17 protein-coding genes are annotated in these 20,836 nt (G+C 66.4%); 8 read left to right on the forward strand and 9 right to left on the reverse strand.

The window, feature by feature from the left end; translation table 11 throughout:
• Positions 1-123: 123 nt before the first annotated feature.
• Positions 124-1,362 (reverse strand): N-acetylmuramoyl-L-alanine amidase family protein, encoded by a 1,239-nt coding sequence (locus AC3D24_RS10165; protein WP_489030317.1) that lies wholly within the window; start codon positions 1,360-1,362, stop codon positions 124-126.
• A gap of 552 nt (positions 1,363-1,914) precedes the next feature.
• Between AC3D24_RS10165 and AC3D24_RS10170 the strand changes: the two genes are divergently transcribed.
• From AC3D24_RS10170 to AC3D24_RS10190, 5 genes are all read left to right on the forward strand, one after another.
• Positions 1,915-4,881 carry an Rne/Rng family ribonuclease gene (locus AC3D24_RS10170; RefSeq protein WP_489033123.1) on the forward strand — a complete coding sequence of 989 codons (2,967 nt, stop codon included), beginning with the start codon at positions 1,915-1,917 and terminating at the stop codon, positions 4,879-4,881.
• A gap of 741 nt (positions 4,882-5,622) precedes the next feature.
• Positions 5,623-6,978, forward strand: coding sequence for a M48 family metalloprotease (locus tag AC3D24_RS10175; RefSeq protein ID WP_489030319.1), 1,356 nt, complete (start codon positions 5,623-5,625; stop codon positions 6,976-6,978).
• Positions 6,975-7,685, forward strand: a complete 711-nt coding sequence (locus AC3D24_RS10180) for a DsbA family protein (RefSeq protein WP_489030321.1) — start codon at positions 6,975-6,977, stop codon at positions 7,683-7,685. The genes AC3D24_RS10175 and AC3D24_RS10180 overlap by 4 nt, the downstream gene beginning before the upstream one ends.
• A 188-nt stretch (positions 7,686-7,873) precedes the next feature.
• Positions 7,874-8,803 (forward strand): ABC transporter ATP-binding protein, encoded by a 930-nt coding sequence (locus tag AC3D24_RS10185; protein WP_489030323.1) that lies wholly within the window; start codon positions 7,874-7,876, stop codon positions 8,801-8,803.
• Positions 8,800-9,561 carry an ABC transporter permease gene (locus AC3D24_RS10190; RefSeq protein WP_489030325.1) on the forward strand — a complete coding sequence of 254 codons (762 nt, stop codon included), beginning with the start codon at positions 8,800-8,802 and terminating at the stop codon, positions 9,559-9,561. Before AC3D24_RS10185 ends, AC3D24_RS10190 begins: the two co-directional genes overlap by 4 nt.
• 72 nt (positions 9,562-9,633) lie before the next feature.
• On the opposite strand, the gene AC3D24_RS10195 is transcribed toward AC3D24_RS10190, so the two are convergent.
• The 5 genes from AC3D24_RS10195 to AC3D24_RS10215 form a co-directional block, all read right to left on the reverse strand.
• The gene (locus AC3D24_RS10195; RefSeq protein ID WP_489030327.1) at positions 9,634-11,499 is read right to left on the reverse strand and encodes a CocE/NonD family hydrolase; all 1,866 of its coding nucleotides are present in this window, start codon (positions 11,497-11,499) and stop codon (positions 9,634-9,636) included.
• A 54-nt stretch (positions 11,500-11,553) separates the two neighbouring features.
• On the reverse strand, positions 11,554-12,285 hold the full coding sequence (locus AC3D24_RS10200) for a CPBP family intramembrane glutamic endopeptidase (protein ID WP_489030329.1): 732 nt from the start codon (positions 12,283-12,285) through the stop codon (positions 11,554-11,556).
• A 239-nt stretch (positions 12,286-12,524) separates the two neighbouring features.
• On the reverse strand, positions 12,525-13,496 hold the full coding sequence (gene glpX, locus AC3D24_RS10205) for a class II fructose-bisphosphatase (protein ID WP_423327280.1): 972 nt from the start codon (positions 13,494-13,496) through the stop codon (positions 12,525-12,527).
• Between the two features lie 61 nt (positions 13,497-13,557).
• On the reverse strand, positions 13,558-14,376 hold the full coding sequence (gene dapD / locus AC3D24_RS10210) for a 2,3,4,5-tetrahydropyridine-2,6-dicarboxylate N-succinyltransferase (protein ID WP_489030331.1): 819 nt from the start codon (positions 14,374-14,376) through the stop codon (positions 13,558-13,560).
• On the reverse strand, positions 14,373-15,038 hold the full coding sequence (locus AC3D24_RS10215; protein WP_489030333.1) for a pyrimidine 5'-nucleotidase: 666 nt from the start codon (positions 15,036-15,038) through the stop codon (positions 14,373-14,375). The genes dapD and AC3D24_RS10215 overlap by 4 nt, the downstream gene beginning before the upstream one ends.
• A 125-nt stretch (positions 15,039-15,163) precedes the next feature.
• Between AC3D24_RS10215 and AC3D24_RS10220 the strand changes: the two genes are divergently transcribed.
• The gene (locus tag AC3D24_RS10220) at positions 15,164-16,162 is read left to right on the forward strand and encodes an LLM class flavin-dependent oxidoreductase (protein ID WP_489030334.1); all 999 of its coding nucleotides are present in this window, start codon (positions 15,164-15,166) and stop codon (positions 16,160-16,162) included.
• A 117-nt stretch (positions 16,163-16,279) separates the two neighbouring features.
• Here the strand turns inward: AC3D24_RS10220 and nudC are convergent, their stop codons facing one another.
• From nudC to AC3D24_RS10235, 3 genes are read right to left on the reverse strand one after another with little or no spacing between them, the layout of a single operon-like run.
• Positions 16,280-17,158: an NAD(+) diphosphatase gene (gene nudC, locus AC3D24_RS10225; RefSeq protein WP_489030336.1), complete on the reverse strand. Its 879-nt coding sequence runs from the start codon at positions 17,156-17,158 to the stop codon at positions 16,280-16,282.
• A gap of 5 nt (positions 17,159-17,163) precedes the next feature.
• Positions 17,164-18,516 (reverse strand): serine hydrolase domain-containing protein, encoded by a 1,353-nt coding sequence (locus AC3D24_RS10230; protein WP_489030338.1) that lies wholly within the window; start codon positions 18,514-18,516, stop codon positions 17,164-17,166.
• Positions 18,513-19,577 carry an A/G-specific adenine glycosylase gene (locus tag AC3D24_RS10235; protein WP_489030340.1) on the reverse strand — a complete coding sequence of 355 codons (1,065 nt, stop codon included), beginning with the start codon at positions 19,575-19,577 and terminating at the stop codon, positions 18,513-18,515. Before AC3D24_RS10235 ends, AC3D24_RS10230 begins: the two co-directional genes overlap by 4 nt.
• Before the next feature lie 26 nt (positions 19,578-19,603).
• Between AC3D24_RS10235 and AC3D24_RS10240 the strand changes: the two genes are divergently transcribed.
• Both AC3D24_RS10240 and AC3D24_RS10245 read left to right on the forward strand, forming a co-directional pair.
• Positions 19,604-20,167: a DUF721 domain-containing protein gene (locus AC3D24_RS10240; RefSeq protein WP_192976822.1), complete on the forward strand. Its 564-nt coding sequence runs from the start codon at positions 19,604-19,606 to the stop codon at positions 20,165-20,167.
• The gene (locus AC3D24_RS10245) at positions 20,167-20,832 is read left to right on the forward strand and encodes a thioredoxin domain-containing protein (RefSeq protein ID WP_489030342.1); all 666 of its coding nucleotides are present in this window, start codon (positions 20,167-20,169) and stop codon (positions 20,830-20,832) included. Before AC3D24_RS10240 ends, AC3D24_RS10245 begins: the two co-directional genes overlap by 1 nt.
• Positions 20,833-20,836 lie beyond the last annotated feature (4 nt).

Here is a 20,836-nt window from a genome sequence, read left to right on the forward strand (position 1 = left end):
TCGAGAGACGTGAGTTCGCGGAAGGGTGGACCCCGGAACAAGTCCGGGGTGACGAAGGGCTGAGGAAGTCGATCATGAATCAGAACTTGGAGGAGCGGGCCGACCCGTCCTGGGAAGCGAACCCTACCGCGCCGCCATCCGCCGCGCGAAATGCACCTCGACTGCCCGCGTAACGCTCTCCGCGATCCGGTGCCGGCCCTCTTCGCTATCCAGGAACGCGGCATCCTGCGGGTTCGAGATATACCCCGTCTCGAACAGGATCGAAGGCATGTCCGGCGCCTTCAGCACCATCAGCGACGCCATTCGGTGAAAGTTCGCCTTCAACGGCATCAGCGGTTTCGCCTCCCGCCCGAGCAACCGCGCGAACGTGGCCGACGCATTCATCGTCTCGCGCTGCGTCAGGTCGATCAGGATCGACGACACGTCCGCGGGCGCCTCGCCGAGGTTCACACCCGAGATCACGTCCGCCTTGTTCTCGCGCGCCGCCAGCCGAGCGGCCTCCTTGTCGGACGCCACCTCGGACAGCGTGTACGCCGTCGCCCCGGTCGCGGTCTCCGAACCCGTGCTGTCGCAGTGGATCGAGATGAACAGGTCACCCTTCAGCCGCCGCGCGACGCCGTACCGTTCGCGTAAAATCAGATAGCGGTCGTCACTTCGAGTCAGGGCCACGCGCACGCGCCCCGACGCGAGCAGCTCGTCGCGGATCGCCTTGGCGACCTTCAGCGTCACGTCCTTCTCGCGCAGTCCGTTCGGCCCGATTGCACCCGGATCGACACCGCCATGCCCCGCATCGATCACGACGAGCGGCCGAGTGTCGTCGCCCTGCACACGCGGCAGCTTCATACCCCGCGCCTTGGGCGGTACCGCGATCGACACCTTATACTTGGGCCGCGACGCCGCGCCGAAATTGAATGGGAAGAAATTCAGTGGCCCGGCGATCCCAGCCTGCACGAACTGGTCGTCGTCGACGTTCCGAAGCGCCAGCGTCAGCTCGCGACCCTCTGAATCGAACCCGCCATCAGTGACGATCGCCGGCGCGGCCAGATCGAACACGATCCGCGCGCCCGTTCCGCGGCGCATTTGCGTCACGCTGGTGATCACGCCGCGCCCCGCGAAATCGCGCCCCGGCGTCAGGCCCGACACGTCGACCGCGATCTGCTGTGGCCCGGTCAGAATTTGGCTGGCCGCATTGCCGACCGCTTCGTCGAACCGGATGACGATCTGTCCGCCCCGAATCGCGACGCTCTGCACGGTTGCCGCCCACGCGGGAACGCTCGAAAGCCAGCCGGCCATGAGGGCGATTACCGTAAACACCCCGCGTCCTTGCCGTGCGGATCGACCGCCGGTCCAGCGAAAAGCCATGATACACCCCTTTGATCGATACATCCGATCGCTGCACGGACAGATAAGCCCCGGCGTCCCAAGAGCGGGTTGCGGTGTGCGGTTAATTTGCCGTTTGCCACGAATTTGCCGGCAAGGCTCTGCCGGGCCGGCAAGTCTGCGCCTCCCCGCCCCTATTTCGAGCCGAAACGCGCCGGAAAGCAGCCAATATCGGGCCAGTTGCGAGATCGGGTATGCAGTGCTAGTCCTGTCGTACAGCCGTGTGTCGCCTAGTTTTTACCAGCGACGCGCCGGTCTTCACGCCCGCCTGCGGATCCTTCGCCGGCGCGGCACTTCAGGTTGACGCTCGAATGACGCATTCCCCCCGCCCCGCACTCCGACCGGCCTTCGCCGACGGACTCGCGGTCGTGCGGGCGCCGCAGGGAGAGTTCCCGCGGCATGCACTTCGCGCAGAGGCAGTTTCGCACACCATCCGCGAGTCCGGGCGTCCGTGCCCGACCGCACCACCATCAAGCGCGCGACGGCTGCCGACAGGCCCGGCGCGCGCGCGGAGAATCTATAATGACAACGCGCATGCTGATCGACGCACGCCACCGGGAAGAAACCCGGATCGCAGTCGTCAAGGGTAACCGGATCGAGGAATTCGATTTCGAGAGTGCCGAACGCAAGCAGCTCAAGGGCAATATCTACCTCGCCAAGGTCACGCGGGTCGAGCCGTCGCTCCAGGCGGCGTTCATCGATTACGGCGGCAATCGCCACGGCTTCCTCGCGTTCAGCGAGATCCACCCCGATTACTACCAGATCCCCAAGGAAGATCGCGACGCGCTGCTCCGTGAGGAAGCAGAGCATGCCGCCGAGGAAGCCGCACTTCGCGCCGACTACGACTCGGACGACGAAGAGGGTGACGACGAGGACGACATCGAGCGCTTCGAGGACGATGGCGGGGTAGATCCCGACGTCGCCGACGAGCTCGAGGGCGGCGAGTCCGGCGAAGCCCCGCGACGGAAACGCAAGCCGAGCGCCGACGATGCCGCGGTCGAGGACCTGCGCGAGCGTCGCATGAACCTGCGCCGTCGCTACAAGATCCAGGACGTGATCCATCGCCGCCAGGTGCTGCTCGTCCAGGTCGTCAAGGAGGAGCGCGGCAACAAGGGCGCGGCGCTGACCACGTACCTGTCGCTCGCCGGTCGCTACTGTGTGCTGATGCCGAACACGTCGCACGGCGGCGGTATCTCGCGGAAGATCAGCAACGCGGGCGATCGCAAGCGCCTCAAGACGATCATGGCCGACATGCAGCTGCCGCCGTCGATGGGCTGCATCGTTCGCACCGCGGGCCTCCAGCGCTCGAAGGTCGAGATCAAGCGCGACTTCGATTACCTCGCCCGCCTGTGGGACGGTATCCGCGAAGCCACGCTGAAGGCGTCGGCCCCCGCGCTCGTCTACGGCGACAGCGACCTGATCAAGCGTGCGATCCGCGACATCTACAACAAGGAAATCGAAGAGGTCATCGTCGAGGGTGAGGACGGCTATCGCCAGGCGCGCGAGTTCATGCGCCTGCTGATGCCGACGCACGCGCGGCGCATCAAGCACTACGCCGACCCCGTGCCGCTGTTCCAGCGCGCCGGCGTCGAGGATCAGCTTGCCGCGATGTACCACCCGGTCGTCCAGCTGAAGTCGGGCGGCTATCTGGTCATCAACCCGACCGAGGCGCTCGTGTCGATCGACATCAACTCGGGACGGTCGACGCGCGAGCACAGCATCGAGCAGACCGCGACCGCGACCAACCTGGAAGCAGCCCAGGAAATCGGCCGCCAGCTCCGCCTGCGCGACATGGCCGGGCTCGTCGTCATCGACTTCATCGACATGGATAACAATTCCAACGTCCGTAAGGTCGAGAAGGCGATGAAGGAGGCGCTCAAGAACGATCGCGCGCGCATCCAGATCGGTCGCATCTCGTCGTTCGGCCTCATGGAAATGAGCCGCCAGCGCCTGCGCACCGGCGTGCTCGAAGCTTCCACGCGTGCTTGCCCGCATTGTGAGGGCACTGGCCTCGTTCGCACCGCGTCGTCGTCGGGCATCTCCGCGCTTCGCCTCATTGAGGACGAGGCCGCACGCGGTCGCGGTTCTTTGCTCACCCTGCGCGCGAGCCAGGAAGCCGCGGTCTACATCCTCAACCGCAAGCGCGCCGACATCGCCGAGATCGAGGATCGCTACGGCGTGATCGTCGAGATCATCCCCGGCCAGGACGAGGAAGGCGCGCACATGACGGTCGAGGCCAGCGGCCCGCCGCCCGCGCACGCGCCGAAGTTCGTCCAGATCATCGAGGAAGACGAGGACGACCTCCCCGAGGAGATCGAGGACGAGATCGAGGAAGAGGAAGTCGAGGAGGCCGAAGCCGAGCAGCCGCGTCGTCGTGAGGGCGGTCGTGAGCCCCGCGAAGGCAATGGCGAGCAGCGTGCACCGCGTGAGGCTCGCGATGCGGACAGTGAAGGCGGCAAGAAGCGCCGCCGTCGCCGCGGTCGTCGCGGTCGTGCACGTCCCGGTGAGGAAGGTGCCGCAGAGGGCGTCAACGAGGACGGTAATTTCGAGGACGCCGACACCAACGTCGAGGAGATCGACGAGGTCGAGGGCGACATCGTCGAAGTCGGCGGTGGCGAAATGGTCTCAGCTGGCGCACCCGCCGAGCAGGCCAATGGCGCAGAGGGCGAAGGTCGTCGTCGTCGCGGTCGTCGGGGACGTCGTGGCGGTCGCCGCAACGAGCAGGGCGCCGAGAACGGCCAGTCGGTCGCCGTCAGCAGCGTCGACGACGCCCAGCTGATCGCCGAGGCGCCCGAGCCGGAAGCGTATGAGCCGGTCGAGTCGACCTATGCCGAGCCGCCGTACGAGCCTGCGTCCGCGCCGGCCGTCGAGGAAGCCCCGGTCGCGGAAGTAGCCGAGGGTCCGAAGATGCGCCGTCGTCCACGTGCCCGTGCGGCAGCCGCAGCGGCGAACATCGCCGAGGCGGTGGCGGATGCAGCACCCAAGGCGCGTCGTGGTCGCAAGCCACGCGCGGTCGAAGCGGAAGCCGAGACGGTTGCACCGGAGCCAGTGGTTCCGGCGCAGATCGCTCCGGAGCCCGTCGCTGCCGAGCCGGCGGCACCGAAGCCCGGTCGTCGCCGTCGCGAAGCGGTTGCAGAAGCAACGATGGACGAAGTGAGCGCAACGCCCGCCGAGACCATCGAAGCGTCGGCGCCCAAGCCCAAGCGTGCGCGTCGCAAGGCGTCGGACGCGGTGGTAGAAGCCCCAGCGGTTGAAGAGGCGGTCGTCGAGGAAGCGCCCGCCAAGGTCGCCAAGCCCCGCGGTCGCCCACGGAAGACGCCGATCGTCGAAGCCGGTGACGCTGCGCCGACCAGCGAACCGCTCGCCGAGCCGATCGCAACCACCCCGCCCAAGGTCGAAGTCCAACCCCAGGACGTCGCGACTTCGGATACCAACGAAGGCGCCAACGACGACCCCGACGGCGCCCCCCGCCGCGGCTGGTGGCAGCGCACCTTCGGCTAACGCCGGACGCTGAGACCGAAGAACGGGCGCGACCGAAAGGCCGCGCCCGTTTTCGTTTGTAGGGAGCGATCGTCCGGACGCGCGGTATCCGTGAGCGCCCAATGCCTCACGTGGCGAACGAGAAAAGCTTGTATCCCCGCGAAGGCGGGGACCCAGACTGGGCACCCGCCTTCGCGGGTGAACAAGACACGGGGGCGATGCGAGGTTTGGGTTCGACCAGCTCCGATGAAGCACGCTAGACTCCCCACACCCACCACCACCCCGGCGAAGGCCGGGGCCCAATTGGAAAGGTGGCAATAACGAAGCGCCACCCTCAGTTAGCCCGGTCCCCCAATTGGACCCCGGCATCCGCCGGGGTGGAATTTATTGAGCGGCACCGTCTCGAACGCGTCCTCATGCCACTCCAAACCAAAACCCCCATCCCAACCCATACCCGTCACCCCAGCGAAAGCTGGGGTATCCCGCGTGGCGCGCGACACCCGCCAAACCATGAGATCCCAGCTTTCGCTGGGATGACAGGGGAAGAGAAAGGAGCACGACGTGCCCCCAGCAGCCCGCCAATGCCCCCCCCTCAAACCCCTGTCCTACACAAGCAAACCCTGCTCCCCTCCGCCAATGCCACCCGCACCCCAACGAACCGCAAAACAGCTCCCAGCGTCTGCACTTCCTATACTTCACTCCACCGCACGCCCGACCGCACGACCATTGCCCCCCCGCCCCCAATCGACGATACCCCGTAATATGAAGCGCTTCGTAGCCGCCGCAGCCACCGCTCTCCTCCTCTGGACGACGCCCCTCCAGGCCCAGTCGATCCTCCGCGACGCCGAGACCGAAACCATGTTCGCGGAGATGTCCAACCCGCTGATCAAGGCGGCCGGCCTCTCGACGCGCGACGTGAAGGTCGTGCTCATCAACGACGAGTCGATCAACGCGTTCGTCGCCGGCGGGCAGACCGTCTACGTCCACTCAGGACTCATCCAGGCCGCCGACAACGCCAACGAAGTCCAGGGCGTCATCGCGCACGAGCTCGGCCACATCGCCGACGGCCACGTCGTCCTCGCCGATCGCGGCACCAAGCCCGCAATGGGCATGTACCTGCTCTCGATGGTCCTCGGCCTCGCCGCGATGGCGGCCGGCAGCGGCGAGGCAGGTGCCGGCATCATGGCGGCGGGCCAGCAGGCGGCGATGGGCAGCTACCTCTCGTTCAGCCGCGTCCAGGAATCCACCGCCGACGCGACCGGTGCCAAGTTCCTCCGCGAGGCGAACGTCTCCGGCCGCGGCATGCTGAGCTTCTTCAAGAAATTGCAGCAGCAGGAATACCGCTTCGGCACCGCCAACATCGATCCGTTCATGCAGTCTCATCCGCTCTCGGGCGAGCGCGTCGCGACGCTCACCGCCGACCTCCAAGCCTCGCCCGCCTGGGCCAACAAACCCGACGCCGCGCTCGAGGAACGCTTCCGCCGCGTGAAGGCCAAGCTCGCCGGCTACGTCATGCCCGCCGACCAGACGCTGCAGGCCTACCCGCCCAGCAACCAGTCGATCTATGCCCATTACGCCCGAGCCTACGCGTATCACAAGGCCGGCTACCCCGAGAAAGCCGATGCCGAGGCGAACGCACTGGTAAAGGCCGAGCCCACCGATCCGTATTTCCTCGAGATCAAGGGCCAGATCCTGCTCGAAGCGGGCAAGCCTACCGAGTCGCTCGTCCCCCTGCGCGAAGCCACGGAGGGTTCGCGCAACAACCCCCTGATCGCCACCACCTTCGGCCACGCGCTGATCGCGACCGAGAACAAGGCGAACTACCCCGAAGCCACCAGGGTCCTGCGCACCGCAGTCGGCCGCGACGACCAGAACCCGTTCGCCTGGATGCAGCTCGGCACGGTCTACGAACTGACCGGCGATACCGCGCGCGCCGCGCTTGCCACCGCCGAGCGGGCCAGCATGGGCGGCGACATGCGGACCGCTTCGGCAAGCGCGCAATATGCGCTGGCGAACATCCCCGCGAACACGACCGACTGGATCCGCGCGCAGGATATCGCGATGGCCGCGCAGAACGAGATGGACGACAATCCCAAGCAGTATAAGCGCCGCAAATGAGCAAATTCACATTCCCGGCAATAGCCGTCGCTGGCGCCGTCATCGGAGGCCTCGCGGTCTGGGGCTATGACCGCCAGGGCGGCGGCGTCGAGCGCGCGCAGGTCGAATCGATCGTCCACGACTATGTCCTGGCGCACCCCGAGATCCTTCCCGAGGCGATGGAGAAACTGCGCGACCGCGAGTCCGGCAAGACCGTCACTGCCAACCGCGACGCGATCGTCACGCCGTTCGGCAGCGCCTGGGCCGGCAACCCCAAGGGCGACGTCACGCTCGTCGAGTATTTCGATTACAATTGCGGATACTGCCGCGCGAGCCTGCCGATGATCGCCAAGCTGATCGCCGCCGACCCGAAAGTCCGCGTCGTCTTCCGCGAACTCCCGATCCTCAGCGCCGAAAGCCGCATCGCCGCGCGCGCGAGTCTTGCCGCCGCACAACAGGGCAAGTTCGCCACCTTCCACGACGCGCTCTACGCCGGCGGCCCGGTCAGCGACGCCACGATCGCCGCAGCCGCGGGCAAGGCCGGGGTCGACACGACGCAGGGAAGCTTCACCAAGACCGCCGACGTCGAAATCGCCAAGAACATGGAAACCGCCGCCAAGCTCGGCATGACCGGCACGCCGAGCTGGGTGGTCGGCGACCGAGTCCTGTCCGGCGCGTTGCCGCTCGAAGACCTCCAGAAAGCGGTAGCAGCAGCGCGCGCAGGCTAACCCCACCCACTCCGTCACCCCGGACTGGTTCCGGGGTCCACCGCTCCGCAAATTCTCAGACCGCTGATACGCGGAAGGGTGGATGCCGGAACGAGCCCGGCATGACGGGGTGGCTGACGGAGTGGGTTTGGCAGCCCTTACTTTCCCGCGCAGCCACCCCCATCTTCCCCTCACAAAAAGGGGTGCCAATGACCGAACCGATCCTGTCCATCGCGGGCGTCACCAAGACCTACAAGAGCGGCACCACCGCGCTCCACCCCGTCGACCTCGACATCCAGAAGGGCGAGATCTTCGCCCTCCTCGGCCCGAACGGAGCCGGCAAGACGACGCTGATCAGCATCATCTGCGGCATCGTCACGCCGTCCGCCGGCACGATCAAGGTCGCCGGCTACGACGCGATCCGCGACTATAAGCAGGCGCGCAGCCGCATCGGCCTCGTGCCGCAGGAACTCAACGTCGACATGTTCGAAACGGTGCTCGCCACCGTCACCTTCAGCCGCCGCCTGTTCGGCCGCTCGGGCCATAGCGCGTACATCGAACAGGTGCTCCGCGACCTCTCGCTCTGGGACAAGCGCGACGCCAAGATCCGCGAGCTCTCCGGCGGCATGAAGCGCCGCGTGCTGATCGCGAAAGCCCTCGCGCACGAACCCGAAATCCTGTTCCTCGACGAGCCCACCGCGGGCGTCGACGTCGCACTCCGCCGCGACATGTGGAAGCTCGTTCACCGCCTGCGCGAAGGCGGCACGACGATCATCCTGACGACGCACTACATCGAGGAAGCCGAGGAAATGGCCGACCGCGTGGGCGTCATCGACAAGGGCAAGCTGCTGCTCGTCGACGACAAGGCCTCGCTGATGAAGAAGCTCGGCAAGCGCGAACTCGACATCGCACTTCAGGATCCGATGACGGCGATCCCCGCCGACCTGACCGAGTGGGACGTGTCGCTAGAGGACGACGGCAAACGCCTCCGCTACGTGTTCGACGCGCAGGCCGACCACACCGGCATCCCGTCGCTGCTCCGCAAACTCGCCGAACTCGGCATCGGCTTCAAGGACCTCGAAACCAGCAAATCGAGCCTCGAAGACATCTTCGTCGATCTCGTCGGAGAACGCGCATGAACACTCACGGCATCTGGGCGATCTATCGCTTCGAAATGGCGCGCGCGCTGCGTACCTTGTGGCAGAGCCTCGTCACCCCCGTCCTCACGACGTCGTTGTATTTCATCGTCTTCGGCGGTGCGATCGGCAGCCGGATGCAGCAGGTCGGCGGCGTCGGTTACGGCAGCTTCATCGTCCCCGGGCTGATCATGCTGTCGCTGCTCACGCAGAGCATCTCGAACGCGTCGATCGGCATCTACTTCCCCAAGTTCACCGGCACGATCTACGAGCTGTTGTCGGCGCCCGTCTCGGCGATGGAAATGGTGATCGGCTATGTCGGCGCGGCGACCACCAAGTCGGTGATCCTCGGGCTGATCATCCTCGCGACCGCCTCGTTCTTCGTACCGCTGCGGATCGAACACCCGTTTGCGATGATCGCGTTCCTGGTCCTGACCGCGGTGGCGTTCAGCCTGTTCGGGTTCATCATCGGCGTGTGGGCCAACGGCTTCGAGCAGCTGAACTTCGTTCCCGCGCTGCTGATCACGCCGCTGACGTTCCTCGGCGGCGCGTTCTACTCGATCGACATGCTGCCTCAGCCGTGGCGGACGTTCAGCCTGTTCAACCCGGTCGTGTATCTGGTCAGCGGCTTCCGCTGGAGCTTCTTCGGGGTAGGTGACGTCGCGGTCGGGGTCAGCCTCGCGGTGACGGCCGGCTTCCTCGCGGTTTGCCTGATAGCTATCGCCTGGATCTTCAAGACCGGCTGGCGAATGAAGAACTGACGGCGGAACCGTGTTTCCCCGCGAAGGCGGGGACCCAGTCTGGGCTCCCGCCTTCGCGGGAGAACAAGCTTCTTACCGCATAACCGGCAACGTAATCCGCGAGCCCGCGCAGACCTTCTGCGTCGCCTTCACGTAATCGCCCGGTTTCGCCCGCCCGATGTTCGGCACGAAAGACTGCGGGTTACGGTCGATCATCGGGAACCAGCTCGACTGCACCTGCACCACGATCCGGTGCCCCGCCTTGAACACATGGTCATGGTCGCGCAGCGGCACGTCCCACGCGACCACCTTCCCCGGTACCAGCGGCTGCGGCGCCGTATCGCTAGCCAGGAACCGTCCGCGCCGCACCTCCATCGCGATCGGCAACTGATACCCGTTCAGCGTCTTCGCGTAATCGCCCGGCTGCGCCTGGGACTTGTCGAACATCGCGGTATCGTCGGGCAGCACGTCGATCAGCTTCACCACGAAATCGCTGTCCGTGCCGCTCGTCGATGCCTGCAACGTCGCCGACAGCGCGCCCGTCACGGTCAGGTCCGCGGTCAGGGGCTCCGACAAATACCCTAGTACATCGGGCCGGTGATCGACGAAGCGCTGATCGTCCGCCTCCCACCACGCCCAGTCCGGGCTGGCATACGTCGCCGACATTGGTCGCCGGCGGAACGGCACCGGGTTCGCCGGATCGGACACGTAATCACGACACCCCTCGCCCGCGACCGGAGCGGTGAACGACAGGCTCCCGTCCGCATGCAGATACAGCTCGGTCGCCCTCGCGCCCGACGGAGGCCAGGCGGCATAGGTCTTCCACACGTTCGACCCCGACTGGAACATCTTCGCCGCAAAGTCCGGCCGCGTGCCCTTGCCGTGCAGCCAGTATGCGAAGAACGGCGCCTGGATCTGCTCCTGGAACTGCGTGCCGCTCGCGGTCCCGAGCGGGATCGGCCCGAGATGATCGGCCACCCCCTGCCACCCGCCATGCCGCCACGGCCCCGCCACCATCTGCGCCAGATGGTTCGGATCATTGCGCTTCTGCTTGGCGTAAATCTGCCACGAGCCCCACGGATCTTCCTGATCCCAGAACCCGGCGACGTTCAGCGTCGGCACGGTCGTCTTGCCGAGCGAATCGGTCCAGCGCTGCGCGGTATAGAAGCCATCGTGATTGGGATGATCGAGCAACGCCGTGAACATCGGCACCCGCCCCCTGAAGACGGTCCGGTCGATCGCCTCCGCCGAGCCCGCCTTGAGGAAGTAATCATAGGTGTCGCTCGGATAGGCGAAGGGCGAGTTCTTCGTCTTGTCGAGTTGCAGCGACGACACCCAGTCGGTCGCATAGCTCAACCGCAGCGCGCCATTCCGGTGCAGGTCGTCCGACTGCCAGTAATCGATCCACGCCGCCTGTGGGGATACGGCCTTCAACGCGGGGTGAGGATTAGCCAGCGCGACGGCCGCCGCGAAACCGGGATACGACACGCCCCACATGCCGACCTTGCCATTGTTGGCGGGCACGTTCTTCACTAGCCAGCCGACCGTGTCGTACGCATCCGTCGCCTCGTCGACGGCTTTCGGATCGCCGGCCCCGTCGCCCTTGGAATGCACCGCGGTCGACAGCGTGAACACGCCGTCCGACTTGAACCGCCCGCGCATCGACTGGAACACGAACACATAGCCGTCCTTCATCAACGGACCGAAGCGGCTGGCGTCGGGAAATGGCGCATCCGGCACGCCGTAAGGGGTACGCTGAAGCAGGATCGGCAGCGGCACGGTCATCCCGCGCGGCCGCATGATGACGGTCTGCAACGTTGCCCCGTCCCGCATCGGTACCATCACCTCCTGGTAGGTGAACGGCGATTGCGGCGTCGACTTGGTTGCGGTCTGCGCAACGGTGGCGCCGGGCACCGCGGCGGTAATCGCCAGCGCGAGCAGGAGGGCGGTGCGCGACATAGTCTTCCCCTTGGTAAATCGTTGCGGCGATTGGACGAACCCGCGCCCGCGAAGTCAAGCGGCGCGCCACGCTCCCGCCAGGATCGGCCGCACCACCAGCGCATTCAGGTCGATCAGCGCATGCAACCCCATCGCCAGCCACAGCGATCCGGTCATCAGGTAGACCGCAGCCATCAACCCGCCGACCAGCGTCGTGGCGATGACGCCCGCCCAGCCCTGATACAGATGCATCGCCCCGAACGCGGCGACTGCCATACCGAATGCGACGAACGCATTGCCGGTGACGAGCGCGATGAGCAGCGGCAGGAACAGGCGGAACGCGAGTTCCTCGGTAATCCCCGCGGCAACTGACATGGCGGCAGCATGCGCGATCTCCGGCCGGTTGCGCGGGAGCAGCGACCCGACATTGCCGATCGGCTTCAGCACACGCCAGTTGCGCCGGGTCGCGAGAAACGCACCAATGAGGAGTCCGGCAAGCGCACCGCCGCCCATCATGCCGAGCACGAACAGGCGGCCGTCCCCCTCGAAACTCGGGAGTAGAGTGCGAAGGCCGTCGAACTCGGGCGGTACGGTGGCGAGCGCGTCGAGCCGTCCCAGCAGTGCGAGGCCGACGATCGCCGGCAGGACGAAGGCGATCGTCGCCTTGGCGATCCAGAGGCGATAGGTTTTCTGGCGCGACGCCGTATCGGGGAGACGCTTGACGAGACGGTAGCCGAGCAGGTCGCCTTTGAGGAACCACAGCAGCGCCATGAGGGTGACGAGCAAGAGGGCGTTCGGAAGGATCATGCGATTACCCCCTCCTCATTGTTCTCCCGCGAAGGCGGGAGCCCAGTCTGGATCCCCGCCTTTGCGGTGACCCATGGTGCTGGTTCACCACCCTAACTCAGTGCTCCACCCCGGCGGAGGCCGGGGCCCAATTGGGAAACGTCGCTAACGGAACGATGCGCTCCGTTACTGCGACCTTTCCAATTGGGCCCCGGCCTTCGCCGGGGTGGTGCTTACTAGGGTTAGTGGGAAAGTTGGTTTCAATCAGTCCGATGCTCGCCCTTGACCCACCGCACGGTCCCCGACGACGCCCGCATGACCACGCTCTCGGTCGTCATCTTGCCCTTCTTCCGCTTCACGCCAGCCAGCAGCGACCCATCGGTAACCCCGGTCGCCGCGAAGATGCAGTCGCCCTTGGCCAGCTCGGACAGGTCATACTGCTTGTCGAGATCGGTGATCCCCCACTTCGCCGCACGGCCGCGCTCGTCGTCGTTGCGGAACAGCAGCCGGCCCTTGAACTGGCCGCCGACGCAACGCAGCGCCGCGCACGCCAGCACGCCCTCTGGCGCGCCGCCGGAGCCCATATACACGTCGACGGTCGTCTCGGGATCCGATGTCGCGATCACGCCGGCAACATCACCGTCGCCGATCAACATGATCCCGCAGCCAACCTTGCGCAGCTCCGCGATCAGCGCCTCGTGACGGGGGCGATCCAGCACGCACACGATCAGGTCGCGCGCCGGCACGCCCTTCGCCGCAGCGACGGCATTGATGTTCTCGGTCGGTGTCTTGTCGAGGTCGATGATGCCCTCGGGATAGCCCGGCCCTACCGCGATCTTGTCCATGTAGACGTCGGGCGCGTTCAGCAGGCCGCCCTCTTCGGCGATCGCCAGCACGGCCAGGCTGTTCGGCCCGGCGGTGGCGCAAATCGTCGTACCTTCGAGCGGATCGAGCGCGATGTCGATCTTCGGCCCGGTGCCGATCGCGGAGCCGACCTTCTCGCCGATGAACAGCATAGGCGCCTCGTCGCGCTCGCCCTCGCCGATCACGACGGTGCCGTCCATGTACAGCGAGTTGAGCGCCTCGCGCATCGCCTCAACCGCCGCCGCATCCGCCGCCTTCTCGTCGCCGCGACCGACAAGTGTGGACGCGGCGATTGCCGCAGCCTCGGTCACGCGGACCATTTCGAGTACGAGTACGCGGTCGAGAACCTGGCTGGCGGCAGCGGTCAATGTCTTTCCCCTCGGAATGTTTCGACCCGGATAGGCAGGGCTCGGCGAGTTGTCGACCCGATCAGTCGCGCAACAGGTCGTTGATGCTGGTTTTGGAACGAGTTTGCGCATCGACGCGCTTGACGATGACTGCACAGTACAGCGCAGGCTTCCCGTCGCCGCCACCGATCGAGCCCGGCACCACGACCGCGTAAGGTGGCACTTCGCCCTTGAAGACTTCGCCGGTCTCGCGGTCGACGATCTTCGTCGATGCGCCCAGGTACACGCCCATCGACAGCACCGCGCCCTCGCCGACGCGAACGCCCTCGGCCACTTCCGCGCGCGCGCCGATGAACGCGCCGTCGCCGATGATGACGGGATCGGCCTGCAAAGGCTCGAGCACGCCGCCGATCCCGGCGCCGCCTGACAGATGCACGTTCTTGCCGATCTGCGCGCACGACCCGACCGTCGCCCACGCGTCGACCATCGTGCCCTCGCCGACATACGCGCCGATATTGACGAAGCTCGGCATCAGGATCGCACCCTTGGCGATGAAGCTCCCGCGCCGTGCAACCGCACCCGGCACGACGCGGATACCCGCCGCGCGGAACTCGCTTTCGCCCCAGCCCGCGAACTTCGACGGCACCTTGTCGAACGCCGGCGCGCCGGCCGAACCACCGTCAATCACGACGTTGTCGTTGAGCCGGAACGACAGCAGAACCGCCTTCTTCAGCCACTGGTTGACCTGCCAGCCGTCAGCCGTTGGTTCTGCAACACGGGCCGTCCCCGCATCCAGCATCGCCAGCGCGCTATCGACGGCATCGCGAACCTCGCCCTTCGTGTCGAAGCCAAGATTGGCGCGGTCGTCCCACGCGGCGTCGATGATGGTCTGCAAGGTCATGATGTCTCCAGGATGGTTTCGAGCCACGGCGCAAGCACCGGCACGGTGAAATCGATATGCCCCCGCTCGACGTCGGGCGATTGCTCGGAGCCGTTGTCGACCCACACGGTCGTCATCCCGATCGCCTTCGCCGGCGCCAGGTTGCGCGCCATGTCGTCGACGAACAGCGACTCGCGCGGGTCGATATCGAACGCCGCGCAGAAGCCCGCATAGGCCGACGCATGCGGCTTCGGCATCAGGTCCATCGCGTGGATGTCGTGGATCGCCTCGAAGCTCTCGCCCAGCCCGAGCCGGTCGAGGATCTTGAGCGCGTAAGGCTTGTCGCCATTGGTGAACACGAGCTTGCGACCCGGCAGCTTGGCGATCGCCGCGACCAGCGGCGCGTCATGCTCCAGCACGTCCATCTCGATGTCGTGGACATGCGCCAGGAACGCGTGCGGATCGACGTGATGTTCGGTCATCAACCCCGACAGCGTCGTGCCGTGGTTGTGAAAATACCCCTTCTGCACCCGCCGCGCCTCGTCATGCTCCAGGCCGAGCAAGTCCTGGATGAACCCGGTCATCCGCGCGTCGACCTGCGCGAACAGGTCCGCGCTCGCCGGGTACAGCGTGTTGTCGAGATCGAAGATCCAGTTGCGGACATGGCTAAGGCGGGAAAGCATCGGCCGGAACCTCTAAGCAGCGCGAGGCGTGGCGACAAGCGGGCTGACGCTTGCTGGAGCAGACGAAAGCACCGGGAATCACATGAAGGGTGGATAAGCTACCGTTCGGTACCTATCTCTGGTGCATGACACGCTATTCCCTGCTCGATCTCGTCCCCGTCGTCGAAGGCGGCACCATTTCCCAATCGCTCGCCAACGCGGCCGATCTCGCGCGCCATGCCGAGAGCGTCGGGTTCCAGCGCTACTGGGTCGCCGAACATCACGGCATGACCGGCATCGCCTCGGCTGCGACCGCGGTTGTGATCGCGCACGTTGCCGCCGCGACCTCCACAATCCGCGTCGGCTCGGGCGGCATCATGCTGCCCAACCATGCACCGCTGGTGATCGCCGAGCAGTTCGGCACGCTCGATGCGCTGTTCCCCGGCCGGATCGACTTGGGGCTCGGCCGAGCGCCCGGGTCCGACCAGCGGGTCGCGCGCGCGATGCGCCGCACGCTGGAAACCGACGCCAACGCCTTCCCGCAGGACGTGATGGAGCTGCAGAGCTATTTCGCGAACGACGGCCAGACCGGCATCGTCGCCACCCCGGGTGCCGGCGCGGACGTCGACATGTGGATCCTCGGCTCCAGCACGTTCGGCGCGCAACTCGCCGCCGCGCTAGGTCTTCCCTACGCGTTCGCCTCGCACTTCGCGCCCGATGCGCTCGATGCCGCGCTGGCGATCTATCGCCGCGATTTCCGCCCATCCGCACGTCTGGCCAAGCCGCATGCGATGGCCGGGTTCAACGTCTTCGCGGCTGAAACGGACGCCGAAGCCGAACTGCTCGCCAGTTCGCAGCAGCAGTCGTTCGTGGCGCTTCGCACCGGTAATCCTGGCAAGATGAAGCCGCCGCTCGCCGGCTATCGCGAGTCGCTCGGCGCGCAGGGCAACCAGATCCTCGACCATGTGCTGCAATGCTCGGCGGTCGGCAGTCCGGCCAAGGTCGCGCGCGGGATCGCGGCGTTCATCGAGCGGACCGGGGTGGACGAGGTGATGGTGACGAGCGCGATCTACGACCACGAGGCGCGCAAGCGGAGTTTGTCGATCACCGCCGACGTGATGCAGGAATTGAAAATCGCCGCGTAATTAGCGCTAACTTTGGACTGCCGGCTCCCCCTCCCCCGTTCGTCCTGAACGAAGTCGAAGCACCCCGTTTGGGGCATGCCCTTCGACTTCGCTCAGGGCGAACGGAAAAACTTACACCTACTCCCCAGCCCATTCCTTCAACAACGTATACGCGATTGCATAAGGCGGCGGCGCCACGAACGGCCCCTCCTCCCCCCGCAACACCGCGCGGACCATCTCGCGCGGCACCCACATCGCGTCCTCGAGCTCGTTCACGTCGAGCGTGATCGCATCGTCCTCGGCCTCCGCGACGCATGCCATCATCAGCGATGAGGGAAACGGCCAAGGCTGGCTCGATACATAGCGCACCTTGCCGACCCGCACGCCCGCCTCCTCGACGATCTCGCGCGCGACCGCTTCTTCGATCGACTCGCCCGGCTCCAGGAACCCCGCGAGCGCCGAGTACCGCCCCGGCGGCCAGCCCTTGCCGCGGCCGAGCAGCGCCCGCCCGTCATGCTCGGCGATCATGATGACCACCGGATCGACCCGCGGAAAATGCTCGGTCGCGCAGTTCGGACACTTCCGCGCCCACCCGGCGCGGAAGACCTCGGTCGGCGACCCGCACTTCGCACAGAAGCCATGCCGGACGTGCCAGTCGATGACGCTGCGTGCGCCGGCATAGGTCGCAGCCTCACCCGGCGCGAGGGCGGCGAGCACCGCCATTAGCGCGGGCGAACGCATCGCCGGCGCATTGTCGACGCGCATGCCCGCCAGCAGCGCCGCGAAATGCGGCCGCCCGCTCTCGTCGAGCCCGAGCAGGATCGGCTCGGCATCGTCCGGCATATCCGCCATCGACGTCCAGGCGAGATGTCCGTCGTCGGTCGTGCCCGGCAGCAGCCCGTCGAGCACCAGCAGCCGCGCACGCCAATCGCGCTGCGCCGCCGCCAACCCCGCCGGATCGTGGCGCAATGCATCCGACCGGTCGAGCGTCCCGCCTGTGAAACCTGGTGTCTCCATCACGCTCATCGACGCAACCTCGCCGCATCCTGCATCAGCGCCGCGACCACCTGTTCCCGCAGCGGAATGCGGTCCGCGGGGAAATAATTGACCATCACGTTGCCGCGCGACCGCTTGACCGGGTCGACCCAGGCGATCGTCCCCGCCGCGCCGCCCCAGGCATAGGTGCCCTTGCCCGGCCCGTTCGGCGTCGTGGCGAGCACCACGGAACCGCCCGCGCCAAACCCCATGTTGCTGCCCTTCGTGCCGCCGGTACCGCCACTCACGCCACCATAGGTCACGCCCGGTGGCAACAGGTTCGACGTCGCCAGCGCGATCGTCTCGGGCTTCATCACGCGGACGCCGTCGAGCGTGCCGCCGTCTTGGATCATGTGCAGGAACCGGTCGTAATCGCGCGCCGACATCACGAGTCCGGCGCCACCATAGGGAAAGCTCGGCTTCTGCAGGAATACCGACGTCGCCGCCGGATCGAGCGGCGTGCGTGTGTCGCCGACGAACGCGTAGTTGGTCGCGAGCCGGCCGACTTCGCCCTGCGGCACCTGCCAGAAGCTCGATCGCATCTTGAGCGGATCGAGCAGCCGCGTCTGGACGAACCGTTCGAAGCTCATGCCGCTTGCAACCTCGATCACGCGGCCCATCACGTCGAGCCCGATCGAATAGCTCCACTTGGTGCCCGGATCGGCGATCAGCGGCAGCGTCGCGACGCGGTTGGCGAATTCCTCCAGCGACTTTGGCCGCACGGGCCGCATCTTCTCTTCCATCGCCGCGCTGACCGACAGCGGCAGAATCCCGAGCCGCTCATATTCCTTGAGCAGCGGCCCCTTGGTGACGATCGTGTAGCCGAGCCCAGCGGTATGCGTCAGCAAATTGCGGATCGTGATCGGCCGCGTCGCCGGCCGCGTGGCGAGCGACGTGTCGGGGCTGGTCGCGACCTTCATGTCTTTGAACGCCGGGATATATTTGCTGACCGGATCGTCGAGGTTGAGCTTGCCGTCCTCGACCAGCATCATCGCCGACATGCCGGTGATCGGCTTGGACATCGAATAGACGCGCCACAGCGAATCGGGGCCGGCGGCGGGCGCGTTCGGATCATCGCTGATCTTGCCGGCAGAGGGGAACAGCGTCGGACCGTCGCCAGCCCCGAATGCACCGACGATCCCCGGCATCCTGTTCTGCGCGACATAGCTATCGAACAACGCGGACGTGGCAGGCAGCAATGCGTTGACCGGGATCGTCATCCGCGGCGTCGGCCGAGCCTGCGGGCTAACTTGCGGACGCGGCTGCGCCTGTTGGGCATAGGCCGTGGCGGCAGCCAATGCGGCAAGTCCGCCCGTCGAAATCCAGTGCACCAGTTTCATGCAGCTCTCCGTATGGCCCCGTTCCGAATGGCTTTGCCGGCCTTGGCGAAAACGGTCGGGAGCCCGGCGGTATCCAGCTCGTCGATCGGCCACCATTCGCTTGCCGTTGGAACGCGCGGTTGATGCGCCTCGACCGTCGCCACCGCAAGCGTCAGTTGCAGATCGAAATGCGTAAATCCGTGCGCGACGGTCGCGTCCAGCATCCGCCAATCCGCCTGTGCCGGCGCATCCTCGAACCCAGGTGCAACCTCAACCCAAGGGCCGGTCGGAAACGCGCGCATCCCGCCGAGCAAACCCTTGTCCGGCCGCCGCACCAGCAACACCTGCCCGTCGTGCTCCAGCCAGAAGATCGTGCCATAACGCTGAGGCTTTGCCACCTTCTTCGCCTTCACCGGCAACCGATCAGGCGCGCCCTGCTTGAAGCCTTCGCAAAACGCGCGGATCGGACACAGCAAACATTTCGGCGCGCGCGTTGTGCAGATCCCCGACCCGAGATCCATCATCGCCTGCGCGAAATCCCCCGCGCGAGCATCTGGCGTGATCAAATCCGCCGCCACCCGAATCGCAGGCCGCGCCGCCGGCAAGGGCGTCTCGATCGCAAACAGCCGCGCAACCACCCGCTCGACATTCGCATCGACCACCACCGCACGCTCGCCAAACGCGATCGCCGCCACCGCCGCCGCGGTATACGCGCCCAGCCCCGGCAGCGCGCGCAGCTCCACCTCGGTCCGCGGAAACTCTCCGCCATGCTCGGCCACCACGGCCTTCGCCGCCTTCACCAGATTGCGCGCCCGAGCATAATACCCAAGCCCCGCCCAGGCTGCCATCACATCGGCATCCTCAGCCGCCGCCAGACTCCCGAAATCCGGCCACCGCGCAGTCCATGCCAAGAAACGCGGGGTCACCGCGGCCACCGTCGTCTGCTGCAACATCACCTCGGACAGCCACACCCGGTACGGATCGACCGCCTCGCACGGCTTCGCGCGCCACGGCAGGTCGCGGCGATGCGCGTCATACCAGTCGAGCAGGGCCCCGGAGACCGAAGAGCGCTTGGCGTTCACGCGTCGCCTATGGCATGGGTTCGCAGATGAGCAAGCCGCCCGTTTCTGTGCCTAAATCTGCGACGCCCAAGCCGGCGACGAAGCGCGTGAAAGGCAGGACCGACCCAGACGCCCCGCGTGAGAACCGCTCGCGCGCGGTTGCGGAGCTGTTGCCTGCGATCGGCGGCGCGGCATTCCGGCGATTCGGCTTCGTCCAGTCGTCGATCGTCAGTCGCTGGCCCGAGATCGTCGGCGCCAAACTCGCCGGCGCCAGCATCCCCGAATCGATCCGCTTCCCGGTGGGCAAGAAGCAGGACGGCGTCCTGACCCTTACCGTCCGCGGCGCGCACGCACCGATGATGCAGCACATCGCCCCCGAGATCATCGAGCGCGTGAACCGCTTCTTCGGGTACGCCGCCATCGTGAAGGTCGCGATCCGCCAGGGCGAGGTCGCCGCCCCCGTGCCGCGGAAAGCCCCGCCTTCGATCCGCCCGGTCCCCGTCGATCTCGGTATGAGCCTGAAGGGCATCGCCGATCCGGAACTGCGCGCCGTCCTCGAATCCCTCGCCGCCGGCGTCGCCTCGACGCACGGCCTTCCCAGGATCAACTGATGCGCGTCCTCCTTGCCGTCTTCGCCCTCTTCCTGCTGACCGGGGCCGCGCCCAAGCGCGACTGGTCGCAGACCGCGAGCATCCTCCCCTCGGGCGCCTACCTGATCGGCAACCCCGCGGCACGCGTGAAGCTGGTGGAGTATGCCAGCTACACGTGTTCGCACTGCGCCGACTTCTCGGTGAAGTCCGAACCCGTGCTCAAGCGCCAGATGATCGCATCGGGCTCGACCAGCCTGGAGTTCCGCCACTTCATCCGCGACCGGCTCGACCTGTCGGCAGCGATCCTCGCCCGCTGCACCGGTCCGAAAGGCTTCTCCGCCACCTCGTCCGCGATCTTCGCCGCACAGCCGCAATGGCTCGAGCGCGGGATCGAATACCAGCAGGGCAACGCCGCGCGCCTGAACATGTACCCGGCCGCCGCCCAGATCCGCGCCAACGCCGACGGCTCGGGCCTGACCGCGATGATCAAGGCACGCGGGCTGTCGGACGCGGCGATCAACGCATGCTTCGCCAACCAGCCCGAGATCGACCGCATCGTCAAACTGACCGCCGACGCGCCGAAAGAGATCGACTCGACGCCGACCTTCTACCTCAACGGCAAGATCATCCCGCATGTCGGCTGGGAACAGCTCGAACCCGCGCTCCGCAAGGCCGGCGCCCGTTAATTCA

It is taken from the genome of Sphingomonas sp. SL1004 (genome assembly GCF_057815015.1).